This window comes from Burkholderia sp. AcTa6-5 (genome assembly GCF_017815075.1).
Classification (GTDB): Bacteria; Pseudomonadota; Gammaproteobacteria; order Burkholderiales; family Burkholderiaceae; genus Burkholderia; species Burkholderia sola.
In genome coordinates this window covers 26,580-47,669 of the sequence record NZ_JAGIQE010000025.1, presented here as the reverse complement: position 1 = coordinate 47,669, position 21,090 = coordinate 26,580, and the positions used below count along the sequence as shown (strand labels likewise).

Below are 21,090 nucleotides of genomic sequence, written 5' to 3'. Positions count from 1 at the left end.
CATTACGTACTGATCTGCAACACCCTGTCGACCACCGCCACCTTGATCCCGCTGCCCGTCGACAGCGATGCCGTACCCTCGTCGAACGGATGCACGGGCGGATCGGTCGGCGTCCACGCATGGCGCGCGAGCAGCGCGCGATACCCGCCGCGGATCACGAAGCCGCCGCATTTCCGCGCATACGCGTCGCGTCGCATCCGGTATGCGCGCGGCAGGTCGTACCACGGCAGCTTCGGCAGGTCGTGATGGACGAGGTGATAGTTGTTGTTCAGGTACAGCAGTCGCATCGCGAAGCCGGCTTCGTTGATCGCGATGCGCGCCTTCGGATGCGGCGCGGCGCGATGCTCGTACAGCGAGCGGATCATCGCGAGCGACAGCGCGGGCCACGTGACGGCCAGCAGGTAGTACCACCACGGCACGCCGATCGCCCATTGCAGCCACGCGAGCAGCGCGGCCACGCACGCGGCATGGGTCACCCACATCGGAAGATAGCGGAAGTCGCCGCGCCGGAACGCGGCGAACGCATCGCGGAACGTCGCGGCGATGGCGAGCGGCGGCCCGACGGCGATGCGTCCGACGAAAGTCTTGCGCGCCACCGTCAGCGCCCGGCGCCAGCGCGGCAGCCGCGCCCAGCGTTCGCGCGTCACGTAGTTCGTTTCGGGATCGACGCCCGGTACGGTCAGGTCTTCGTCGCGATGATGCTCGAGATGCGTGTCGCGATACAGCGTGTACGGATACCAGATCGTCAGCGGCGGATAGCCGAGCAGCTTGTTCACGAAGGCGGAACGCGTCGGATGGCCGTGCAGCAGCTCGTGCTGCAGCGACAGGTGCCACGCGCCGAGCAGGATCAGCGGCGGCGTCGCGGCGGCGAGCGACAGATGCCCGTCGCGCACGAGCAGCAGCACGGCGAGCCAGCCGCCGTAGATGACGACGACCAGCAGCCAGGTCGGCCACTCGGTGCGGGCGGTGAAGCGGGCGTCGAGCGCGGCGATCGCGCGCGCGTGGTCGACGTCGAAGTATTCGGCCATGGCGTTGAGGCAGGTGGAGCGGGCAGTGCGGGGAACGAGCGATGGAACCGGGGCGCTTGGCCCGGGTGCGCTGGTGTCTCGCGGATCACGGTCGGCCCGCTCGGCATCGCGCACGACGGCGCGCCGGCAGGCATTCGAACGGTACCGAGGCGGCGCGGCTACGCCAACCAATCGATTCGCATTTGCTTATCGCGTTGCGGCCGATAAGCATCCGGGCCGCCGCCGACGCGTAAAATCCCCGCATGAAACCCTGGATCGCAGTCCTGCCGATGTACAACGTGACGCCGCGCCACGCCGTGCTGTGGCGCGCGCTGCTGCGCGATGCGCTCGATGCGTTCGTGAACGCGGGCGGGCCTGCCGACGTCATGCTGCCCGACGCGCCGTTCGACGACCTGCAGGCGCTGTGGCGGCGCGACGATCTGCTGCTGTCGCAGACCTGCGGCTACCCGTACCGGATGCTCGGCTTGCGCGACGTCGTGCGATTGGTTGCAACCCCCGTTTTCGACGCGGAGGGTTGCGATGGTGCGCGCTACAGCAGCGTGCTGGTCGTGTCGGCGCGCGTGCATGCGGGCGGCGCGACGACGCTCGCCGCGTGCCGCGGCTTGCGGGCCGCGTTCAACGGCGAGGATTCGCACAGCGGGATGAACGCCTTCCGGCACGCGGTCGCGCCGCATGCGCACGATGGACGGTTCTTCGGCTCGGTCACGCCGTTCGGGTCGCACCTGAACGTGCTGCGTGCGCTGGCGTCGGGAGAAGCCGATTGCGCGGCGATCGATTGCGTGACGTTCGCGTATGTGCGCGACGCGTTGCCCGATCTGCTGAAGGACATCCGGATCATCGGCGCGACGGCATCCGCGCCGGGCTTGCCGTTCGTCGCATCGCGGGCGTTGACGGACACGCAGGTGGGCGCGTTGCAGGAGGGGCTCGATCGCGCGGTCGCCGCGGATGCGGAGCGGGCCCGCGTGCTGAGGCTGAAGGGGTTCGACCGGCTGGCGCCGGCCGACTACGACACGATTGCGCGGTTCGAGCGGGAAGCCGCCGCGTATGGCTATCCCGAACTCGCGTGACGCGGGAGCGGCGCACGGCGGTGCTGGCTGCGACCACCCCGCGCCGCAGCCCGCTTACTCCTCGTCCATCAACCGGACCTTGACCCGTTTGCCCTTGATCTTGCCCGCATTGAGCTTGCGCAGCGCGTCGCGCGCGACGCCGCGCTCGATCGCGACATAGGTCGAGAACTCGGTCACGTTGATCTTGCCGATCTGTTTGCCGTCGAACCCGGCGTCGCCGGTCAGCGCGCCGAGCACGTCGCCCGGGCGGATCTTGTCCTTGCGCCCGCCGAGGATCTGCAGCGTTTCCATCGGCGGCAGCAGCACGCTGTCGTCCGCCGGCTTCAGCTCGGCGAGCGGATGCCATTCGACCTCGCGCTTCTGCGCCTGTTCGATCGCGCCGACGCGGCCCATCTCGTCCATGCTCGCGAGGCTCAGCGCCCAGCCGTCCTGATCCGCGCGGCCCGTGCGGCCGATGCGGTGCACGTGCACTTCCGGGTCGGGCGTCACGTCGACGTTGATCACCGCCTCGAGCTGCGCGATGTCGAGCCCGCGCGCCGCGACGTCGGTCGCCACCAGCACCGAGCAACTGCGGTTCGCGAACTGGATCAGCACCTGGTCGCGCTCGCGCTGGTCGAGCTCGCCGTGCAGCGCGAGCGCGTGGAAGCCCTGCGCGTGCAGCACGTCGAGCAGGTCGCGGCACTGCTGCTTGGTGTTGCAGAACGCGATCGTGCTCACCGGCCGGTAGTGATTCAGCAACTGGCCGACCGCATGCAGCCGCTCGTCCTCGGTCACTTCATAAAAGCGCTGGCGGATCTTGCTGTCGTCGTGGCGTTCCGCGAGCTTGATTTCCTTCGGATTGCGCAGGAACTGCTGGCTCAGCTTCGCGATGCCGTCCGGATAGGTCGCGGAGAACAGCAGCGTCTGGCGCGTCGTCGGGCACATCCGCGCGACCTTCGCGATGTCGTCGAAGAAGCCCATGTCGAGCATCCGGTCGGCTTCGTCGAGCACCAGCGTGTTCAGCGCGTCGAGCTTCAGGTTGCCGCGATCGAGGTGATCCATGATGCGGCCCGGCGTGCCGACGACGATATGCGCGCCGTGCTCGAGGCTTTGCGCCTGCGGGCGCATCGGCGTGCCGCCGCACAGCGTCAGCACCTTCACGTTCTCCTCGGCGCGTGCGAGGCGGCGCACTTCCTGCGCGACCTGGTCGGCGAGCTCGCGCGTCGGGCACAGGATCATCGCCTGCACGTCGAAGCTGCGCACGTCGAGGCGCGCGAGCAGCGCGAGCGAGAACGCCGCGGTCTTGCCGCTGCCCGTCTTCGCCTGCGCGATCAGGTCCTGGCCGGCCAGCGCGATCGGCAGGCTCGCGGCCTGGATCGGCGTCATGTCGACATAGCCGAGCTGCGCGAGGTTCGCGAGCGTGGCGGGCGTCAGCGGCAGCGCGCTGAACGGCGTGGCGGTCGGTTGGGTCAAGACAGGTCTCCGAGGTAGGGGCGGCCTTCCATCTGCTCGTAGACGACGTTGCCTTCGTCGTCCTCGAAACGTTCGAGATAGTTGCGGGCGCCACATAGCGGGCAGCGGAACAGCAGCCCCTGGCCTTCGTCCTTGATGACGACGTCGGACTGTTCCCACTGCGTGCCGCAGCTCTGGTTTCGGCAGGTAAACACGGTCTTTCTCCAGCTGAATTCGGTTGATGGCGCGCCCGGGCGGGCGCGGCCACGGCGGGCGGCGCTCGCGCGGCTCGGGCGCGGGCCGCACCGGCGGTGGCTCGGGTTGTGTCGATGCGGGTGATGGATCGGGCGGCGACGCGGTCGCGCGTGCCGCAATTCTAGCGGAAGCCGGTGCCTCCGCCCGGCGCGCACCAGGAAAAACGGCCGCCCCGGAGGGCGGCCGTGTCGGGCGGCATAACGGTGCCGCGGGTGCCGCGCGCGGTGTTGCGCGGCGTCGGGCGCGTTACAGCGCCATGTCGGCCGACGCCTTCGCCGGGCGGGCCGGTGCGGCGCCGGTGGCCTGCGACGGCGCGCCGAGGTCGATCTTCGGCGGCGGCGACAGTTGCAGCACGTCGCTCGTGTACGTCCATTCCTCGACGACCTTCGCCGGGCTGTCGTTCAGCTTGGTGCCGTAGCTCGGCACGATCTGGCGAATCTTCTGCTGCCACTCGGGCGTCGCGACCTTGTCCTTGAACACCTTCTTCATCAGGTTCAGCATGATCGGCGCGGCCGTCGACGCACCCGGCGACGCGCCGAGCAGGCCCGCGATGCTGCCGTCCTGCGATGCGACGATCTCGGTGCCGAGCTTCAGCACGCCACCCTTGACCGGGTCGCGCTTGATGATCTGCACGCGCTGGCCGGCCTGCCACAGGCGCCAGTCTTCCTTCTTCGCGTTCGGGAAGTATTCCTTCAGCGCGTTGAAGCGGTCGTCGTCGGTCAGCATCAGCTGGCCGGCGAGGTACTGCACCAGCGGGAATTCGTCGACGCCCACGCGCATCATCGGCGCGACGTTGTGCAGGTTGGTGCTCTTCGCGAGGTCGAAGTACGAGCCGTTCTTCAGGAACTTGGTCGAGAACGTCGCGAACGGCCCGAACAGGATGATCTTCTTGCCGTCGATAATTCGCGTGTCGAGGTGCGGCACCGACATCGGCGGCGAGCCGACCGACGCCTTGCCGTAGGCCTTCGCGAGGTGCTGCTTCACGACTTCGGGGTTGTCGGTCACGAGGAACGAGCCGCCGACCGGGAACGCGCCGTAGTCCTTCGCTTCGGGGATGCCCGACGCCTGCAGCAGATGCAGCGCACCGCCGCCCGCGCCGATGAACACGAACTTCGCGTCGACCGACTGCGCCGGTTCGTCGGAATGCAGCTTGACCCACGACACGTGCCACGTGCCGTCGGCGTTGCGCGAGATCTCGCGCACTTCGCTCGACAGCGACAGCGTGAAGTTCGGCTGCGTCTTCAGGTAGCCGACGAACTGGCGCGTGATCTCGCCGAAGTTCACGTCGGTGCCGATCGGCGTCCACGTCGCGGCCACCTTCTGGCTGCGGTCGCGACCTTCCATCATCAGCGGCACCCATTGCTTGATCTGGTCGTAGTCTTCCGAATACTGCATCCCGCGGAACAGCGGGCTCGCCTGCAGTGCTTCGTAGCGCTTCTTCAGGAAGCGGACGTTGTCGTCGCCCCACACGAAGCTCATGTGCGGCGTCGAGTTGATGAACGAGTGCGGGTTCTTCAGCACGCCTTGCTTCACCTGCCAGGCCCAGAACTGACGCGAGATCTGGAACGATTCGTTGATCTCGATCGCCTTCGAGATGTCGACCTTGCCGTCCGCCTTCTCCGGCGTGTAGTTCAGCTCGGCGAGCGCCGAATGGCCGGTGCCGGCGTTGTTCCAGCCGTTCGAGCTTTCCAGCGCGACGCCGTCGAGGCGCTCGACCATGGTCATCGACCAGTCGGGCTGGAGTTCGTGCAGCCAGACGCCGAGCGTCGAGCTCATGATGCCGCCGCCCACCAGCAGGACGTCGACCTTCTTCGTATCGGCGGCGTGCGCGGACGTTGTCGCGATGCACAGCGCGAGCGCCGACAGTATTACCCGTAACGTTTTGATCACAGCAGATCCCTTTTTCAACTTGGATGCATCGGTTTGCCATGCCGCCCGGCGTGCGGTTCCGTTGCGCCGAAACACGGGTCCGGAGATCCGGATCGCGAATCCGGAATTCCGGACCGGCGCTGCGCGCCGTTGCATTTGCGCACGCGAAGCCATTCGGAAGGACACCTTCGGATCGGCTTCCCGAGAGCAGGCAAGCGCATGCGTCGCGACGGTGTGCCACGCGCCGGGGCTCTGGCGGCAAGCCTGAGCGGACGGCGCTTCAGGCTGCGTTGAACGAGGCCGCGCGCGACGCGTTTTGCGGGGGCGGGGTGGCAAGGGGCGCGTAATATAACCGAACTCGGACAATGTGTCGCAGACGACGAATATCCCTGTTTTCGTGGGGTTTTTTGTGCGTCCGGGTTTCCGGAATGACGGTGCGCGACGCGGGAAAATCGATGCGGATCAGCAGGGCGGAATGGGTGTGATGGACATGCTGCTACACCGGGACGAATACGCAGGCCATCGCGGCGGCAAACGACGCGGCGGGAGAGTAACGTTTCATCGGGTCCTTACGAAACGCGCACGCGCGCATCGTCTGTGCGGCGCTCCGCATCGTGCACGATATGCAATTCCCGCGTGCGGATCGGCAGCGCGCAGTCCGCATCGGCGAGCGTCTTGCGGACTTGACGCGCGAGGCGCCAGCGCAGCGCCCAGAACGTGTCGGTATGCGTCCACACGCGCATGTTCGCGACGGCCGTGCTGTCGTCGAAGCGCATCACCATCACGTCCGGCGCGGGGTCCTCCAGCACGTCGGGATCGGCCGCGGCCAGCGCACGCAGCGCTTCGAGCGCGCGCTCGATATCGTCATGCACGGACACTTCCACTTCGAGATCGAGGCGGCGCGTCGGGTTGCGCGTGTAGTTGCGGATCGCGCTGCCCCACAGCGCGCTGTTCGGCACGTATTCGCAGATACCGTCCGGCTTCGTGAGGCGCGTCATGAAGAGCCCGACCTCGTCGACGGTGCCCGCGACGCCCGAGCCGCCGTCGATGTAGTCGCCGACCTTGAACGGCCGCAGCAGCAGAAGCATGATGCCGGCCGCGATGTTCTGCATCGTGCCTTGCAGCGCGAGCCCGATGGCGAGGCCGGCCGCGCCGAGCACCGCGACGATGCTCGCGGTTTCGATGCCGAGCTGCGACAGCGCGCCGACGATCGCGACGATGCGGATGCCCCACACCGCGACGTCGCATAGGATCGGCCGCAGCGTGTCGTCGACGCGCTCCTTGTTCGAGAGCAGCCGGTTCAGCCAGTTGCCGACGCGCTTCGACAGCCACCAGCCTGCTACGAGCAGCGCCAGGCCGGCGGACAGCTTGATGGAGAGGGTGGACAACGCGTTCCACAGGAACGTCCAGCGTTCCGGATGAAGATGATCGAGAAACATGACGGGATTCCGGTTTTGAACACACAGTGCGCGGCGCGTGTCGCGCGCCGGCAGCCCTCGACTGTACACGGCGGCGCGGGCTTCGCGCGATGCGCGGCGACCGGTTGCATCGATTTAGTACGAGTATTAAGCAGCTTTTCACGAAAATAAGACAAGTCCTATTTAGCCGTTTCGACCACGCCGATACACTCGCTTTCGAGTAGCCGGATCGCGACGATCGTTCCTCTGCGATGCCCGGTTTTTTCCCGATTTTCATTGAATAGCGAGTGACGACGTCATGCGGTCAGACCTGCGTTTCCGTGTCGCACGCGAGCAAGGTCAACCCGCGCCGCGCGGCGTTCACCGTTTCCCGATGGGCCGCGCGTTACTGCGCGGCATCGTCGCGGCGGCCTGCGTGGCCGGCGCACAGGGCGCGGCAGCGCAGGCGTTTCACGACGCCGCGCAGCTCGCGCCCGCGACGGCGGAAACCACCGACCTTGACGACGTGCCTTTCTTCAATGCCGCGCGTACGACGTGGGGCGGCCTGCATGCATCGTCCGCGCCGCTCGACGTCGCATACGTGTCGCCCGCGTTGAACGTGTCGACCGGCGCCGGGCGCGGCGATCCGGTGGCGCGCTTCGGTGCATGCGTCGCGTATCGCGTGTTGTGCGACACCGCGCGCGACGCGGTCGAGCGCGGCTATGCATCGCGCTTCGATTACGGGCTGGCCTCGGCGCTGCCCGCGACGGGCGCGCAGCCGGCGTTCGCGCGAGGCGCGGTCGATCTGGCATCCGCCGAGCCGTTCACGCTCGCTCAGCCGGATCGCGGCACGCGCGCCGGCGCGATCGTCGGCAGCCTGCGCGCGTCGCTGGCGCGCGCCGATCTGCCGGTCGGCGTCGCCGAGCAGATCGTCCGCATGCTGGCCGGGCGCGTCGATCCGAAGCAGCGCGGCGCGCATGGCGATACGTTCCGCGTGGCATTCGAGCCCGACCACGACGCAGTGCGGCCGGGCCGCGCACGCGTGACGGCGCTCGACGTCCGCTTTCGTGGGCAGCGCGTCGCGGCCGTGTGGTTCGCGCCGCAGGCCGGCTCGCCGGGCGCCTATTACGAACTCGACGGCATGCCGCTTGCCGGCACGCGCTTCGCGATGCCGGTCGCCGCGACGCGCATCAGCTCGCAATTCGGCACGCGCGTGCATCCGGTGAGCGGGGCGCGTCACGTGCATTCGGGCGTCGATCTCGCGGCGCCCGCAGGCCGCGCCGTGCATGCGTCGGAGCGCGGCGTCGTGACGTTCATCGGCACCGAGCCGAACGGCTACGGCAAGTACGTGGTGATTGGGCATGACGGCGGCTATGCGTCGTACTACGCGCACCTGTCGGCGTTCGAGCCGACGCTGCGCACCGGCGCGCGCGTCGTGCGGGGTCAACGCGTCGGCGCGGTCGGCAGCACGGGCACGGCGACCGGCCCGCATCTGCACTTCGAGGTTCGCCGGCATGCCCGCCTCGTCGATCCAATCGAACTCGTGCATGCAGCCAAGGCGGCGAAACTGAAGGGCGCGCAGCGCGTGGCGTTCAACCGCGTGGCGCGTGACGCGCGCACTCAATTGGCGTCGGCCGCGTTCGCGCAGCCCGTGGCGATGTCGACGGCTGTCGCGCCGCAGGCGGGGTGATCGGTGCGGGGCTGCGCTTGCAGAGGGCCGAGGCACACCGGCCAATCGCCACGCCGGGCGGCGTGGCGACGACCGTCAGGCTCCTGCGGTTCAACCCAGCGGCCAGTTCAGGATCGCGATGCCGTCGTTGTAGTCGCCGTCGCCGCCATCTTCCGAGCCGACCAGCCCGAAGTAGGTCTTCTTGAAGATATCGACCTGACGCGAGCCGATCTTCGACGGCTTGCCGTTCGCCGTCACGACCACGCGAACCTTCCCTTTGCCCGAGTTCACGATCTGCGTGTTCAGGTTCGCGTCCTGCGTGCCGGCGCCCTGGAACGTCGCGGCCGGTTTCGGGTTGTCGTCGACGAAGACCTCGATCGTCTGCTGCGCGGACGAATTGACCAGCGCGGTCACGCCGAACGCGATGTTCGGCGGCAGGTTGAAGACGCCGTCGCGTTCGCCGCCGCCGGTCGGCACGGGCTCCGGCTGCACGGGTTGCGGCGTCGCTTTCGAGAAGTAATTGACCACCGCGCCGACGCCGAACTTCGCCGCGGCGCCGGGCAACACGCCCGGCGCGCCGGCCCACGTCACCGTGCACGCGACGACCTGCCCGGCCGCATCGGTTTTCACCTTGTTCTGCCAGCTGCCGACGTCGAAGCTGTACGGGATCGTCGCGATATCGACGAATACGTCGTACTGCGGCAGTTTCTCGACGAGCTGCGTGGTCATGAACTGACGCATCCGGTCGAGCACGGCCTGATCGCCGCTGGCCTGCACGGCGGTGGCGTCGTTGCCCGCGAGTTGCAGCAGTGCGTACAGATCGTCGTGGGTAAAGGGTTGTGACATGTCGTCCTCGTGTTGATGGAAAGTCTCGCGCCGCGCGGCCGGTGAACGGATTGCACCGGGCCGCGCGCGGCGCCGAGCGTGGAACGTGGGACTGCAAATGACTGCTCGAACGATTCGCAATGCAGGGCGGGCCGGTCGCCGTTGCGATGTTTCGCGACCGCCGCCGCTCAGCCGCTCAGCCGCTCAGCCGCTCAGCCGCTCAGCCGCTCAGCCGAGCGGCCAGTTCAGGAACACGATGCCGTCGTTGTAGTCGTCGTCGGCACCGTCTTCCGAGCCGACGATCCCGAAGTACGACTTCTTGAAAATGTCGACCTGCCGCGAGCCCAGGCGCGACGGCTTGCCGTTCGCCATCACGATCACGCGCACGCGGCCCTTGCCGGAGTCGAGCACCTTCGTGCCGAGGTTCTGGTCCTGCACGCCGGCGCCCTTGAACGTCGCCGCGGGTTTCGGGTCGTCGTCGATGTAGATGTCGATCGTCTGGTCGTTCGCCGCGTTGGTGAGCGCGGTGACGCCGAACTTGATGTTCGGCGGGAGGTTGAACGTGCCGTCGCGTTCGCCGCCGCCGCCGATGTTGCCCGATCCGCCGCCACCGGTTTCGCCGCCCTGATTGCCGCCGCCTTGCGACGACGACTGCGCGGCCGTTTCCCCGATCGCGGACAGGCTCGCGTACGAATCGATATGCATCGCGCTGCCGCGCACGCTTTTCCACTGGCCCTTCACGAACGTGACGCCGCTGCCGACGTCGATCGTCGCGACGAGCGTGAACGGCATGCGCCCGGTGCTTTCGGGCACCTTCGACGAATAGGTGAAGCAGCCGTCCGCGACGACGCCCTTGTCGGTCGCGATCGCGAAATAGATGCCGGGGAAGTTGTTGCCGGTCGCGTAAGGCGTCGGCACGTTGAGGGTGACCTGCAGTTTCCCGTCGCGAATCCCAGCCTTCGCGATGTCGATATACAGGCCCGGGATGTCGACGTAACTTTCCGACGTCACGACGGGCGCGCTGACGATCGAAGCGGAAAGAAGCGGCATGGATGTCTCCGGTGATGAGGCGGTTTGTTCTGGATGGGGCGCGAGGGTCCGCGGAACCCGGCGCAAACCCGCCGGCCGCCATGGAAGCGGCCGGCAGCGGGCGACCGTCGATCGCGCGTCAGGTCAGCCGATCGGCCACTGGAGCACGACGATTCCGTCGTTGTAGTCGCTGTCGTGGCCGTCTTCCGATACGACGATCCCGAAGTTGACCGTGAACGGCGAGCCGTCCGACTTCTTGCCGGTGATCGGTGCGAGGCGCGCGTCGGTCGCCGACTTCTTGCCGTTCACCGACACTTCGAAACGGATCTTGCCGTTGCCGGAATTCAGCGTGGCTTCGCGCGGGCCGTCGCGCGTCGTCAGCTTGTGATACGCGGCGGGCTCCTGACTGTCGCCGATAAACAGCTTGATGTGCTGTTGCTCGGCTGCATTCGCGAAGAAAATCGCGCGGAAATCGGTATTCGGCGGAATCGAAAACTCGCCGGCGCGATTGGATGACGTTTGAGAGTCGGCCATGCTTGCCTCCTGATAGGTATTGGATAAGGCGCGAGCCTTGTCGCGCAAACGTTTGCCGTTTGAAACGCGACGTACAGAGCATGGCGAAAAATAAATAAAAAAATATTCGGGAGAGAATGGTTATTGTTCATTAAATCGAAAGGCGGCGCTAATCGATTTACTGAAATGTGATTAATGACGGGGATTTCGATATATTCGATGAACTATATCGATGCGTGTATCGATTTCCTGAATGATGCGCGAGCGCGCAACGCGAAGCGAGAGAGGGGGGCGCAATCGGACTTCGGAGCAGACGCTCGGCGTTCGCATATGGCAGCGTTTCGTTTCAACATCGACATCTCGGTCGTGGCCGCGCCCACCGGCCACCGTCGAACGCCCGCGCCGAAGCTCGATCGCAAGGGAGGGGTGTGCGGCGACCGGCGAAGAGGATGGACCGACTCACTCCGAACATGAATAGGGCCTCACCGGCGCCGCACCCGTGAAGCATATCGACGACGGACGCCGTCGGCTATCGGACGGGACTGATTCTGCGTCAACGCGCGTATCGCGGGATCGGGCGGGACGGAAGGCGCAGCCGCCCCCGGTTGACAGCCGTGGTCACCCTGTGATTTGATGCCGGCCATGCACGCCGCCCAGTTCCTCTTCTCGCTACGACTACTAGCCCGCTTCTCCGGGCTGGGTCTGCGGCTGCGCGCTTTCCATCTGCTTCGTTCCTGAAGCGCCAGATTTTCCCCGCATCACCGACCTGGCCCCGGTTGTCGACCGGCGCCTGAGTTCGTCTTTTTTCCGTCATCACTCCGCTCCGTCCCGGTCGCTCAACCGTCAAGGCTGTCGTTTGCCGTACCGCTTTGCCGTTGTGCCGCTTTCTTGCCGTTTTTTCCGCTGCGTGCGTCGCTGGCTCCTGACGCCGATGGCTGCCGCGCCGCGCTTCACCGACAAACAGACCGAGGACCGACATCATGATGCTGAAGAACCCCGCGACGAAATACCGACCGTTCACGCCCGTCAACCTGCCCGACCGCACGTGGCCGTCGCGCACGATCACGCAGGCGCCGATCTGGATGAGCACCGACCTGCGCGACGGCAACCAGGCGCTGTTCGAACCGATGGACGCCGCGCGCAAGATGCGGATGTTCAAGACGCTGGTCGCGATCGGCTTCAAGGAGATCGAGGTCGCATTCCCGTCCGCGTCCGAAACCGATTTCAACTTCGTCCGCGAGCTGATCGAGGGCGGTCACATTCCCGACGACGTGACGATCGAAGTGCTGACGCAGGCGCGCGACGACCTGATCGAGCGCACCTTCGCATCGCTGCGCGGTGCGAAGCGCGCAATCGTGCACCTGTACAACGCGACCGCGCCGGAATTCCGCAAGATCGTGTTCGGCCTCGATCGCGACGGCGTGAAGCAACTGGCGGTGAACGCGGCGCGCACGATCAAGCGGTGCGCCGATGCGGCGACCGACACGCAATTCACGCTGCAGTACAGCCCGGAAACGTTTACGGCGACCGAACTCGATTTCGCGAAGGAAGTCTGCGATGCGGTGTTCGACGTATGGCAGCCGACGCCCGCGCGCAAGTCGATCGTGAACCTGCCGGCCACGGTGGAAATCGGCACGCCGAATTACTACGCGGACCAGATCGAATGGATGCACCGGAATCTCGCGCGCCGCGATTCGCTGATCCTGTCCGTCCACCCGCACAACGACCGCGGCACCGCGGTCGCGGCGGCAGAACTCGCGGTGATGGCGGGCGCCGACCGGATCGAGGGCTGCCTGTTCGGCAACGGCGAACGCACGGGCAACGTCGACCTCGTGACGCTCGCGCTGAACCTGTACACGCAGGGCGTCGATCCGGGCCTCGATTTCTCGCGGATCAACGAAATCGCGCGTACGTCCGAGGAATGCACGCAGTTGCCGATTCACCCGCGCCATCCGTATGTCGGCGATCTCGTGTTCACTGCGTTCTCCGGTTCGCACCAGGACGCGATCAAGAAGGGCTTCGCGGTCCAGCGCGCCGACGCCGTATGGGAAATGCCGTACCTGCCGATCGATCCGAGCGATCTCGGCCGCACGTACGATTCGATCATTCGCGTGAACAGCCAGTCGGGCAAGGGCGGTATCGCGTACCTGCTCGAACAGGGCTACGGCGTCGCGCTGCCGCGCCGCATGCAGGTCGATTTCAGCGCGGCCGTGCAGCGCCTGACCGACGACAGCGGGCACGAAGTGACGAGCGCGCAGATCTGGTCGCTGTTCCAGCAGGAATACGTCGAAAGCGATACGCCGCTGCGCTATGTCGGCCATGAGCTGATCGAGCGCGACGGCCGCGAGACGATCGTGCTGACCGCGGACGTGCACGGCGAGCGCCGCGTGCTGCGCGGCGAGGGCAACGGCCCGCTCGACGCGCTGATGCATGCGCTGCACACGCCGCTGCGGATCCAGCATTACGAGGAACGCGCGCTGTCGCAGGGCGCCGATGCGAAGGCGATCGCGATCGCCGAGCTGGCCGGCACGGGTGTGCGCGGCAGTGCGTTCGGTGTCGGCGTCGATGCGAACCTGACGACCGCGTCGATTCGTGCGGTGATCAGCGGCGTGAACCGCGCGTATGCGCGTGCGGATCAGGTTGCGCAGGCAACGTTCTTTGACGCGGAGCGCGCGGTGACGGCCGTGGCGTAACTGCGGCAGGGGCGGTCGCGCCGGAATTCTCCGGTGCGGCCGCGTCGCCGACAGGGCGCTGCATGGCCCGCCGAGTGCCGCCTGTAGCGCCTGCTTCATGAAGTCCACCCAAGCGCGCGTTTTCGCATCGAGATGCCGGCGCGGCGGGTACACCAGCCGGGGTAGGCCGCTGCCGTTTGTGACGGCAGCAGTTTTTCTTTTTGTGTCGAGCGTGTGCAGCAGTTATCGTTCGAACTTCACTTACCTGGCTCAGAGGGCATCGCCAATGGGCCATTGAAGGAGGAAGCCAACGATGACCAAGGCTCGCGGTACAAGCGTTCACGAGGATCGGTACGTGCCGGTGCGGCACACCGCGGCGGACACTGCACGCCTGCTCGCGGATTCGGCCGTCAAGGCTGCGTACGATCAGTTGGAGGAAGAATTCGCCGCGCTCCGTGCGCTGCTTTCGCAGAATCAGCCTGGTCCGATTGGCTGTAACAATCCGCCACGTTAAATTGATCGGGTGTGGCGGCGCCGGAGCCGCTTCGGCGGCGGCCGTTGGGCCCGGCTGTAGTCATGCTATGTAATTCGATAGTACTTACTCCTGACGCTGCCTCATGCGAGCGCTGATGCGCTTCCGGCTGCAACACACTTCTTTAAGCCGTGCTCCGGCCCGTCAGACCGAAACCGTGATGCCCGCCGGCCCAGATCCCGCCGCCGGCCGCACCACGATCTCCACATGCTGGCCGAACGACGCCAGCGTCAGCATCAGTTGGTCAAGTGTCACGTTCCGGAGCCGCTCGCGCTGCTCGGGGGTGACGACCGGCCGGGCCATTTCGGAGAGCGCTGCGGCCTCTTCTTCAGTCAGGCCGCGCGACACCATCAATGCATTGAGCTTCAGTACGAGGACGGACTTGGCCGCCAGTTCACCGACGTCGTAGTAGTCGAAATCGTCCGGCACGTTGTCGGTGCGTTGATTCGATGCGTCGTAGTTCATTACGCTTCCTCCGTCATCATCGAAAGGTGCCGCTGCCGCCCGGTTCCGCGATCGATATCGGGGAATCCCGCGTTCTCGACCGAAGCGCAATCCGCGTCTTCCATCGGCGTAATCACCAGCCGCTTGTGCGACACCTCGATTCGCAGGCGCTGCTCGGGATCGAAGCCTGCTGCCTCGATCCACCGGCCGCACAGCTTCGTCCACAGATACACGACGGGCGGTGCCATGTCGGACGGCCTGATGTGCGGAACGATGCGGCAGGATTGAAATGACGATTGCGGGGAGACAAAACAATCGCGGAAATACGTCGGTGCGTTATGATTCGCGCCAGCCATGGTTAACTCTCCTGTGTGGAGTTCGTTATGGTCAGCGGCCTGCAGGTGCTGTTTCACCTACGGGCCGCGCTCGTTTACGCAGCGAGTTTCGAGCGCCATTCCATTACATGCATCGCATGCCGAAGCAGCCCGAGACGCTTCGCGAAAACGTGCAACCACTGTAGCGGAGAACATCCGGCGTCAGGCACCGGTCATGTACGAATTCATCGGCATTGGCCATTTGGCCGATGCTTCGAATGCTTGCTGCACAACGATTCCGCGACATTCGCATTGACTGGACGCATCGCCACGTCATGGACGATGTGTCAGAAAGCGTTTCAGAGACGGGCTTCAATCAGCCGGCCGCGTACCGCACGAGTATCTCGTTCATCACGCGCCGTTGCTGTGTTCGCCGTGGCACGTGTCGACGTATCGCGGCAATTGAACGGTCGACCGACGAGGCGAGGGCGCGAGGGGTCGACGCAGGGGCCGTACGGAAGGCGCTGTCCGTTCGACTGCACGGGCGCGGGTAGGATCAGGCCGACTGTCGTTTCGGACCGAGACACCGGCCGTATGGTGGCGAGCCGGCGCGCGCGGCAACACGTGTTCGATATCACGCCTCGTTTTGACCGACAGACCGCCCCGGCGATGCCATGCCTCGGCATCGCTTCCCCTATTTCCATATTTCGACTATTATAGAAATGTGGAAACGAACGAAACCATTGCCGCACTCGCGGCGCTCGCGCATGAATCCCGCCTCGCGGTCTTTCGCGCGCTCGTGCAGGCCGGGCCGCAAGGCATGCCGGCTGGCCAGATCGCCACGTTGCTCGCCGTGCCGCCTTCGTCGCTGTCCTTTCACCTGAAAGAACTGGCGCACGCGCAGCTCGTGACGAGCCGTCAGGACGGCCGCTTCGTGTTCTATTGCGCGAACTTCGACACGATGAACGGGCTGCTCGGCTATCTCACGGAGAACTGTTGCGGCGGCAATCCGTGCTCGCCGGTGTCCGGCTGCTCGCCTTCCGCAAAAATCGACCGCTCCCGTCAATCCTGACGCGCATTCGCGTGCTCGCCCATGACCACGAACGTCCTGATCCTCTGCACCCACAACTCGGCGCGCAGCGTGCTGGCCCAGGGCATGCTCAATCACTGGGCCGCGAAGCTCGGCAAGGATGTGCGCGCCTACAGCGCCGGCAGCGCGCCGAGCGGCCGTCTGAATCCGTACGCGCTGGAGGCGCTGACGCATGCCGGTGTCGACGTCAGCGGCTATCGCAGCAAAAGCTGGGACGAATTCGTCGGCGACGGCGCGCCCGAGATGCGCGTCGTCATCACGGTCTGTGACAGCGCGGCGTCCGAGACGTGCCCGTACTGGCCCGGCAGCCCGGTCAAAGTGCATTGGGGCTACGCCGATCCGTCGAACGCGACGGGCGGCGAAGCAGGCAAGCGTCTCGCCTTCGAACTGACTCGGCAAGCGATCGGCTATCGAATGCTGCAGTTGCTGGCGCTGCCGCTCGATCGCATGAGCGACGACGCACTTCACGCGGCGCTGATCGAGATTGCACAACACTGACCGCGCGCAGCGCGATGTGCGCGAAACGAGCGGCCGCTCATGACTTCAAGACGGAACCTCGTCCGATGAATACGCCCAACGTCGCGCCGCCCGGTACGGCGGTCACGCAACCCGCCATCAACTTCTTCGAACGCTATCTGACCGTCTGGGTCGCGCTGTGCATCGTCGCCGGCATTGCCTTCGGCCAGGCGCTGCCCGGCCTGTTTCACGCGATTGGCCGGATGGCGTACGCGCAGGTCAATCTGCCGGTCGGGCTGCTGATCTGGGTGATGATCGTGCCGATGTTGGTGAAGGTCGACTTCGGCGCGCTGCACGAGGTGCGTCAGCACGTGAAGGGCATCGGCGTCACGCTCGTCGTGAACTGGCTCGTCAAGCCGTTCTCGATGGCGTTCCTCGGCTGGCTGTTCATCCGCCATCTGTTTGCACCGCTGTTGCCGGCGGATCAGCTCGACAGCTATATCGCCGGGCTGATCCTGCTGGCTGCCGCGCCGTGCACGGCGATGGTGTTCGTGTGGAGCCGGCTGACAGGCGGCGATCCGCTCTTCACGCTGTCGCAGGTCGCGCTGAACGACAGCATCATGGTGATCGCGTTCGCGCCGCTGGTCGGCCTGCTGCTGGGGATGTCGGCCATCACGGTGCCGTGGGCGACGCTGCTCACGTCGGTCGTGCTCTACATCGTCATTCCGGCGATCGTCGCGCAGATCCTGCGCAAGCGGTTGCTCGCGAAGGGTCAGGCCGCGTTCGATGCCGCGATGACGCAGATCGGCCCATGGTCGATCGCCGCGCTGCTGGCCACGCTCGTGCTGCTGTTCGCGTTCCAGGGTGAAGCGATCCTGAAGCAGCCGCTGGTGATCGCGCTGCTCGCGGTGCCGATCCTGATCCAGGTGTTCTTCAATTCCGCGCTCGCCTACTGGCTCAATCGCGCGGTCGGCGAAAAGCATGGCATCGCGTGCCCGTCGGCGCTGATCGGCGCATCCAACTTTTTCGAGCTGGCGGTCGCGGCCGCGATCAGCCTGTTCGGTTTCCATTCCGGCGCAGCGCTGGCCACCGTCGTCGGCGTGCTGATCGAGGTGCCGGTGATGTTGCTGGTCGTGCGCATCGTCAACCGGTCGAAGGGCTGGTACGAGCGCCGGGCTCGAGATCACGAGAGAAGCGCCCCATGACCGACTCCCTGAAAGACCTGCCGCAACTCGACGCCACGCTGTTCCGCGTGCCGGACGCCACGCAACTGCGGCCTGCCGCGCCATCGACCCATCCGCCTCGGCTCCTGCTCCTGTACGGGTCGCTGCGCGAGCGTTCGTTCAGCCGCTTGCTGGTCGAGGAAGCTGCACGCCTGCTCACGGCGATGGGCGCCGAGGTACGCGTGTTCAATCCGAGCGGATTGCCGCTGCCGGACGATGCGCCGGAGAGCCATCCGAAAGTGGTCGAGCTGCGTGAGCACGTGATGTGGTCGGAAGGCATGGTGTGGTGCTCGCCGGAGCGGCACGGCGCGATGACCGGCATCATGAAAGCGCAGATCGACTGGATTCCGCTGTCGACGGGCGCCGTGCGGCCGACGCAAGGCAAGACGCTTGCGGTGATGCAGGTGAGCGGCGGTTCGCAGTCGTTCAACGCGGTGAACCAGATGCGCGTGCTCGGGCGCTGGATGCGCATGCTGACCATCCCGAACCAGTCGTCGGTGGCCAAGGCGTTCATGGAATTCGACGAAGCGGGGCGGATGAGACCGTCCGCGTATTTCGACCGCGTGGTGGACGTGATGGAGGAACTGGTGAAGTTCACGCTGCTGACGCGCGACGTCGGCCCCTATCTGGTCGACCGGTACAGCGAGCGCAAGGAAAGCGCGGAGGCGCTGTCACAGCGGGTCAATCAGCGCAGCATCTGAGATCGTTGACGAGCCGGGGGCGACGTCGCCCGCCGCGCATGCGGCCTTACGCGTGCCCGTCGAATTGTCCGGCGCTCAGCAAAATCAGACTCGACTGATTTCCATCCCGACTCAGATTCCCGACAATTCAGTTTCTGCGGCCCGGCATACACCGTGTGCCGGATCATGGAGACATCTCCTTTTTGCGGCCGGTCTTCTCGACTGGCCGCTTTTTTATTCCCGTTCGCTACCGGAGAGCACGATCGCGATGCAGCTCGACCGCCTGATTCCTGAAATCCTGTTCGGCTTCACGGGCCTGATCGGCATCATCAATCCATTCGGCATGGCGTTCGTGTTTCTCGAACGCACGCAATCGCTGACCGAAGCCGAGCGCGCGATCCTGTCGAAGCAGCTCGCGACGAACGTGTTCTTCACGCTGCTCGTGATCTTTTTCGTTGGCGCGCCGGTACTGAACTTCTTCGGAATCTCGATGGAGGCGCTGCGCATCGGCGGCGGCCTGGCGGTGGCGGTGGCCGGCTGGTCGATGCTGAATGCGCCTGACGTACCGGCCGGCGGCGATGTCGCCGCGCACGGCGACGATCTGCCGAAGCTGATGTCGCGCGCGTTCTTTCCGCTGACGGTCCCGCTGACCATCGGCCCCGGCTCGATCGCGGCCGGCATCGCGCTGCATGCGAACCGTGCGCATACGGCGAGCGATTACGTGTTGTCGGGCATCGTGTCGGTGGCGGTCGCGGCGCTCGTCGCGTTCACGATCTGGCAGATCTACAGCCGCGCGACGACGCTCGCGCGCTATCTCGGCAGCGAAGGGACGAAGGTCGCGATGCGCGTGTCCGCGTTCCTGCTGCTGTGCGTGGGCGTGCAGATCATGCTGACGGGACTCGCCGCGTTCGTGCAGATGCTGGGCGGGCAGGCGGGGTGACCGGTGGCATAGGCGCCGACCGTTCGTGCATGAAGTGTTTGCTCGTCTATAACTGAGTAAGGTGATAAAATTGGTGCGTTATCGCATCAATTTTGATGGGGGTAGGCAATGCGAACCACGGTCACTATCGACGACGATCTCTACACGAAGGCCCTCCAAATGGCCGAGCCCGGAATGGATAAGGCGGACTTGTTCAGGGAGGCAATCAAGACGTTTGTACGTGTCCAGGCCGCCAAACGCCTGGCAGCACTGGGCGGATCCATGTCCGGCATGGCAGATATTCCGCGACGTCGCCAGGAACCGGAATCGCAATGAATGTGTTGATTGACACGTCAGTCTGGGTTGATCACTTTCGAAACAGAAATCAGACACTTTTCGAGCTGCTTGCGCTCGATGCCGTACTGATGCATCCGATGGTGCTGGGTGAACTTGCTTGCGGGACGCCGCCGGCGCCACGACTGCGAACGCTGAACGACCTCGGATTGCTTCAGGAATGCAATCAGGCCAGCATGTCTGAGGTAATGGCATTCGTGGAGCGCGAGAAGCTCTACGGGATGGGGTGTGGTCTCGTCGATCTGACCTTGTTGGCGTCCACGTTGATCACGCCGGGGGCGCGCTTCTGGACCCTGGATCGTCGTCTTGCAGCGTTGGCGGATCGTTTCTCGGTCGAATTCCGTCCGACTTCAAAGTGAGCTAAAGACGGCATGCGCCGGCGTCGGCCGCAGGAAAGGAATCGGAATAGAACAGGGCCTACTCTGGTCGTCGTGGCGCGGCAGCGTCAACTGGCTCGGGCGGCGGAACCGCCGCGCCGCAGTTCGGGCAGCAGCGTGTATCCGTATCAGCATTCGGGCGCTTGCGTTCCATCGCCGATGCAACCAGCTCCGCGCCCATGATCCCGGTCGGAAACGCGATGATCCCGTAGCCGAGCAAGATCGCGCACGACGTGATCAGCCGGCCGAGCGGCGTGACGGGTGTCAGGTCGCCGTAGCCGGTCGTACTCATCGTCACGGCCGCCCAGTAGACGCCGACCGGAATGCTCGTGATCCCGTGCTCCGGCCCTTCGACCAGAAAGATCACGGTGCCGAGTATCACGACGAGCACGAACATCCCGCCGATGAACACGAATATCTTGCGCCGCGCGCGCGTGAGCGCCCGCATCAGCAACTGCCCTTCCTCGAGATAGATCGACAGCCCGAGGATGCGGAACACGCGCAGCAGGCGCAGCAGCCGCACGTCGATCAGCGCGTGCAGGCCGGGGAAGAAGAACGCGAGATAGGTCGGCAGCACCGACACGAGATCGACGATGCCGAAGAAACTGCGCGCATACACGGCCGGCTTCTTCGCGGTGCAGAGGCGCAGCAGATACTCGGCGGAAAACAGCAGCGTGAACGCCCATTCGGCCGCGTAGAGCGCGTGGCCGTATTGCTGGTGCAGCTCCTGCACGCTGTCGGCCATCACGACGAGCACGCTCGCGACGATCAGCACGAGCACCGCGATGTCGAGCTTGCGCAGGAACGAAGGGCGGCGCGCGACTTGCGTGACGGCATCGCGCGCCGTATCGAAGGAGGACTGGATCAGCGAAATCATGGATCCGAGTGTACGGACCGCGTATCGCCGGGCCTATCGGACATGTCTGATTTGAGCCGGGCGGCATCC

General features: G+C 65.6%; 23 protein-coding genes. 12 read left to right on the top strand and 11 right to left on the bottom strand.

Going from position 1 to position 21,090, the window contains the following annotated elements; translation table 11 throughout:
• Positions 1 to 2: 2 nt before the first annotated feature.
• Positions 3 to 1,028, bottom strand: a complete 1,026-nt coding sequence (locus J8I33_RS27435; protein WP_209939470.1) for a fatty acid desaturase — start codon at positions 1,026 to 1,028, stop codon at positions 3 to 5.
• 242 nt (positions 1,029 to 1,270) lie between these two features.
• On the opposite strand from J8I33_RS27435, the gene J8I33_RS27430 reads away from it, so the two are divergent.
• Complete coding sequence (locus tag J8I33_RS27430; RefSeq protein ID WP_209939469.1) at positions 1,271 to 2,095, top strand: PhnD/SsuA/transferrin family substrate-binding protein; 825 nt, start codon at positions 1,271 to 1,273, stop codon at positions 2,093 to 2,095.
• A gap of 54 nt (positions 2,096 to 2,149) precedes the next feature.
• Here the strand turns inward: J8I33_RS27430 and dbpA are convergent, their stop codons facing one another.
• From dbpA to J8I33_RS27410, 4 genes are all read right to left on the bottom strand, one after another.
• A complete protein-coding gene (gene dbpA, locus J8I33_RS27425; protein WP_124556785.1) occupies positions 2,150 to 3,547 on the bottom strand; it encodes an ATP-dependent RNA helicase DbpA in 1,398 nt (465 codons plus the stop codon).
• Entirely contained in the window at positions 3,544 to 3,741 is a 198-nt protein-coding gene (locus J8I33_RS27420; RefSeq protein WP_006483193.1) for a hypothetical protein, read from the bottom strand. The genes dbpA and J8I33_RS27420 overlap by 4 nt, the downstream gene beginning before the upstream one ends.
• Before the next feature lie 286 nt (positions 3,742 to 4,027).
• On the bottom strand, positions 4,028 to 5,689 hold the full coding sequence (mqo, locus tag J8I33_RS27415) for a malate dehydrogenase (quinone) (RefSeq protein ID WP_209925891.1): 1,662 nt from the start codon (positions 5,687 to 5,689) through the stop codon (positions 4,028 to 4,030).
• Between the two features lie 530 nt (positions 5,690 to 6,219).
• Entirely contained in the window at positions 6,220 to 7,089 is an 870-nt protein-coding gene (locus J8I33_RS27410) for a mechanosensitive ion channel family protein (RefSeq protein WP_209925889.1), read from the bottom strand.
• A gap of 277 nt (positions 7,090 to 7,366) precedes the next feature.
• On the opposite strand from J8I33_RS27410, the gene J8I33_RS27405 reads away from it, so the two are divergent.
• Entirely contained in the window at positions 7,367 to 8,737 is a 1,371-nt protein-coding gene (locus J8I33_RS27405) for a M23 family metallopeptidase (protein ID WP_209939468.1), read from the top strand.
• Positions 8,738 to 8,827: 90 nt separating this feature from the next.
• Here J8I33_RS27405 and J8I33_RS27400 read toward each other — a convergent pair whose 3' ends face one another.
• The 3 genes from J8I33_RS27400 to J8I33_RS27390 form a co-directional block, all read right to left on the bottom strand.
• The gene (locus J8I33_RS27400; RefSeq protein ID WP_050017098.1) at positions 8,828 to 9,562 is read right to left on the bottom strand and encodes a fucose-binding lectin II; all 735 of its coding nucleotides are present in this window, start codon (positions 9,560 to 9,562) and stop codon (positions 8,828 to 8,830) included.
• Positions 9,563 to 9,769: 207 nt separating this feature from the next.
• A complete protein-coding gene (locus J8I33_RS27395; protein WP_209939467.1) occupies positions 9,770 to 10,591 on the bottom strand; it encodes a fucose-binding lectin II in 822 nt (273 codons plus the stop codon).
• Between the two features lie 123 nt (positions 10,592 to 10,714).
• Positions 10,715 to 11,104: a fucose-binding lectin II gene (locus J8I33_RS27390; RefSeq protein ID WP_209939466.1), complete on the bottom strand. Its 390-nt coding sequence runs from the start codon at positions 11,102 to 11,104 to the stop codon at positions 10,715 to 10,717.
• 198 nt (positions 11,105 to 11,302) lie between these two features.
• Here J8I33_RS27390 and J8I33_RS27385 point away from each other — a divergent pair, with 198 nt between their 5' ends.
• The 3 genes from J8I33_RS27385 to J8I33_RS27375 all read left to right on the top strand — a co-directional run bounded on the left by J8I33_RS27385 (position 11,303) and on the right by J8I33_RS27375 (position 14,269).
• Positions 11,303 to 11,557 (top strand): hypothetical protein, encoded by a 255-nt coding sequence (locus tag J8I33_RS27385; protein ID WP_209939465.1) that lies wholly within the window; start codon positions 11,303 to 11,305, stop codon positions 11,555 to 11,557.
• 509 nt (positions 11,558 to 12,066) lie between these two features.
• Positions 12,067 to 13,776: a 2-isopropylmalate synthase gene (gene leuA / locus J8I33_RS27380; RefSeq protein ID WP_185731882.1), complete on the top strand. Its 1,710-nt coding sequence runs from the start codon at positions 12,067 to 12,069 to the stop codon at positions 13,774 to 13,776.
• A 292-nt stretch (positions 13,777 to 14,068) separates the two neighbouring features.
• Positions 14,069 to 14,269: a hypothetical protein gene (locus J8I33_RS27375; protein ID WP_209939464.1), complete on the top strand. Its 201-nt coding sequence runs from the start codon at positions 14,069 to 14,071 to the stop codon at positions 14,267 to 14,269.
• A 162-nt stretch (positions 14,270 to 14,431) separates the two neighbouring features.
• Here J8I33_RS27375 and J8I33_RS27370 read toward each other — a convergent pair whose 3' ends face one another.
• Together J8I33_RS27370 and J8I33_RS27365 are read right to left on the bottom strand one after the other, a co-directional pair.
• Positions 14,432 to 14,752, bottom strand: a complete 321-nt coding sequence (locus J8I33_RS27370) for an XRE family transcriptional regulator (protein ID WP_050017915.1) — start codon at positions 14,750 to 14,752, stop codon at positions 14,432 to 14,434.
• Entirely contained in the window at positions 14,752 to 15,087 is a 336-nt protein-coding gene (locus J8I33_RS27365; protein ID WP_050017914.1) for a SymE family type I addiction module toxin, read from the bottom strand. Before J8I33_RS27365 ends, J8I33_RS27370 begins: the two co-directional genes overlap by 1 nt.
• A 682-nt stretch (positions 15,088 to 15,769) precedes the next feature.
• On the opposite strand from J8I33_RS27365, the gene J8I33_RS27360 reads away from it, so the two are divergent.
• The 7 genes from J8I33_RS27360 (at position 15,770) to J8I33_RS27330 (ending at position 20,126) form a co-directional block, all read left to right on the top strand.
• Positions 15,770 to 16,117 (top strand): metalloregulator ArsR/SmtB family transcription factor, encoded by a 348-nt coding sequence (locus J8I33_RS27360; RefSeq protein WP_050017913.1) that lies wholly within the window; start codon positions 15,770 to 15,772, stop codon positions 16,115 to 16,117.
• A 21-nt stretch (positions 16,118 to 16,138) separates the two neighbouring features.
• Complete coding sequence (locus tag J8I33_RS27355; RefSeq protein WP_050017912.1) at positions 16,139 to 16,633, top strand: arsenate reductase ArsC; 495 nt, start codon at positions 16,139 to 16,141, stop codon at positions 16,631 to 16,633.
• A gap of 65 nt (positions 16,634 to 16,698) precedes the next feature.
• Positions 16,699 to 17,796 (top strand): ACR3 family arsenite efflux transporter, encoded by a 1,098-nt coding sequence (arsB, locus tag J8I33_RS27350; protein WP_209939463.1) that lies wholly within the window; start codon positions 16,699 to 16,701, stop codon positions 17,794 to 17,796.
• Positions 17,793 to 18,515, top strand: a complete 723-nt coding sequence (gene arsH, locus J8I33_RS27345; RefSeq protein WP_209939462.1) for an arsenical resistance protein ArsH — start codon at positions 17,793 to 17,795, stop codon at positions 18,513 to 18,515. Before arsB ends, arsH begins: the two co-directional genes overlap by 4 nt.
• 247 nt (positions 18,516 to 18,762) lie before the next feature.
• Entirely contained in the window at positions 18,763 to 19,434 is a 672-nt protein-coding gene (locus J8I33_RS27340) for a MarC family protein (protein WP_124556775.1), read from the top strand.
• A gap of 108 nt (positions 19,435 to 19,542) precedes the next feature.
• Positions 19,543 to 19,749 carry a type II toxin-antitoxin system VapB family antitoxin gene (locus J8I33_RS27335; RefSeq protein ID WP_089489987.1) on the top strand — a complete coding sequence of 69 codons (207 nt, stop codon included), beginning with the start codon at positions 19,543 to 19,545 and terminating at the stop codon, positions 19,747 to 19,749.
• Positions 19,746 to 20,126 carry a PIN domain-containing protein gene (locus J8I33_RS27330; protein ID WP_050017907.1) on the top strand — a complete coding sequence of 127 codons (381 nt, stop codon included), beginning with the start codon at positions 19,746 to 19,748 and terminating at the stop codon, positions 20,124 to 20,126. The genes J8I33_RS27335 and J8I33_RS27330 overlap by 4 nt, the downstream gene beginning before the upstream one ends.
• Before the next feature lie 58 nt (positions 20,127 to 20,184).
• On the opposite strand, the gene J8I33_RS27325 is transcribed toward J8I33_RS27330, so the two are convergent.
• Positions 20,185 to 21,021, bottom strand: a complete 837-nt coding sequence (locus J8I33_RS27325) for an ion transporter (RefSeq protein WP_209939461.1) — start codon at positions 21,019 to 21,021, stop codon at positions 20,185 to 20,187.
• Positions 21,022 to 21,090: the final 69 nt, after the last annotated feature.

What these genes read in the sequence shown, in the direction of transcription:
- J8I33_RS27390 (WP_209939466.1), bottom strand. Translation starts at nt 11,104, where the DNA reads ATGGCCGACTCTCAAACGTCATCCAATCGCGCCGGCGAGTTTTCGATT.
- J8I33_RS27435 (WP_209939470.1), bottom strand. Translation starts at nt 1,028, where the DNA reads ATGGCCGAATACTTCGACGTCGACCACGCGCGCGCGATCGCCGCGCTC.
- J8I33_RS27325 (WP_209939461.1), bottom strand. Translation starts at nt 21,021, where the DNA reads ATGATTTCGCTGATCCAGTCCTCCTTCGATACGGCGCGCGATGCCGTC.
- J8I33_RS27400 (WP_050017098.1), bottom strand. Translation starts at nt 9,562, where the DNA reads ATGTCACAACCCTTTACCCACGACGATCTGTACGCACTGCTGCAACTC.
- J8I33_RS27340 (WP_124556775.1), top strand. Translation starts at nt 18,763, where the DNA reads ATGCAGCTCGACCGCCTGATTCCTGAAATCCTGTTCGGCTTCACGGGC.
- J8I33_RS27330 (WP_050017907.1), top strand. Translation starts at nt 19,746, where the DNA reads ATGAATGTGTTGATTGACACGTCAGTCTGGGTTGATCACTTTCGAAAC.
- J8I33_RS27395 (WP_209939467.1), bottom strand. Translation starts at nt 10,591, where the DNA reads ATGCCGCTTCTTTCCGCTTCGATCGTCAGCGCGCCCGTCGTGACGTCG.
- leuA (WP_185731882.1), top strand. Translation starts at nt 12,067, where the DNA reads ATGCTGAAGAACCCCGCGACGAAATACCGACCGTTCACGCCCGTCAAC.
- J8I33_RS27370 (WP_050017915.1), bottom strand. Translation starts at nt 14,752, where the DNA reads ATGAACTACGACGCATCGAATCAACGCACCGACAACGTGCCGGACGAT.
- J8I33_RS27410 (WP_209925889.1), bottom strand. Translation starts at nt 7,089, where the DNA reads ATGTTTCTCGATCATCTTCATCCGGAACGCTGGACGTTCCTGTGGAAC.
- arsB (WP_209939463.1), top strand. Translation starts at nt 16,699, where the DNA reads ATGAATACGCCCAACGTCGCGCCGCCCGGTACGGCGGTCACGCAACCC.
- arsH (WP_209939462.1), top strand. Translation starts at nt 17,793, where the DNA reads ATGACCGACTCCCTGAAAGACCTGCCGCAACTCGACGCCACGCTGTTC.
- J8I33_RS27385 (WP_209939465.1), top strand. Translation starts at nt 11,303, where the DNA reads ATGAACTATATCGATGCGTGTATCGATTTCCTGAATGATGCGCGAGCG.
- J8I33_RS27355 (WP_050017912.1), top strand. Translation starts at nt 16,139, where the DNA reads ATGACCACGAACGTCCTGATCCTCTGCACCCACAACTCGGCGCGCAGC.
- J8I33_RS27335 (WP_089489987.1), top strand. Translation starts at nt 19,543, where the DNA reads ATGCGAACCACGGTCACTATCGACGACGATCTCTACACGAAGGCCCTC.
- J8I33_RS27375 (WP_209939464.1), top strand. Translation starts at nt 14,069, where the DNA reads ATGACCAAGGCTCGCGGTACAAGCGTTCACGAGGATCGGTACGTGCCG.
- J8I33_RS27430 (WP_209939469.1), top strand. Translation starts at nt 1,271, where the DNA reads ATGAAACCCTGGATCGCAGTCCTGCCGATGTACAACGTGACGCCGCGC.
- J8I33_RS27365 (WP_050017914.1), bottom strand. Translation starts at nt 15,087, where the DNA reads ATGGCTGGCGCGAATCATAACGCACCGACGTATTTCCGCGATTGTTTT.
- J8I33_RS27405 (WP_209939468.1), top strand. Translation starts at nt 7,367, where the DNA reads ATGCGGTCAGACCTGCGTTTCCGTGTCGCACGCGAGCAAGGTCAACCC.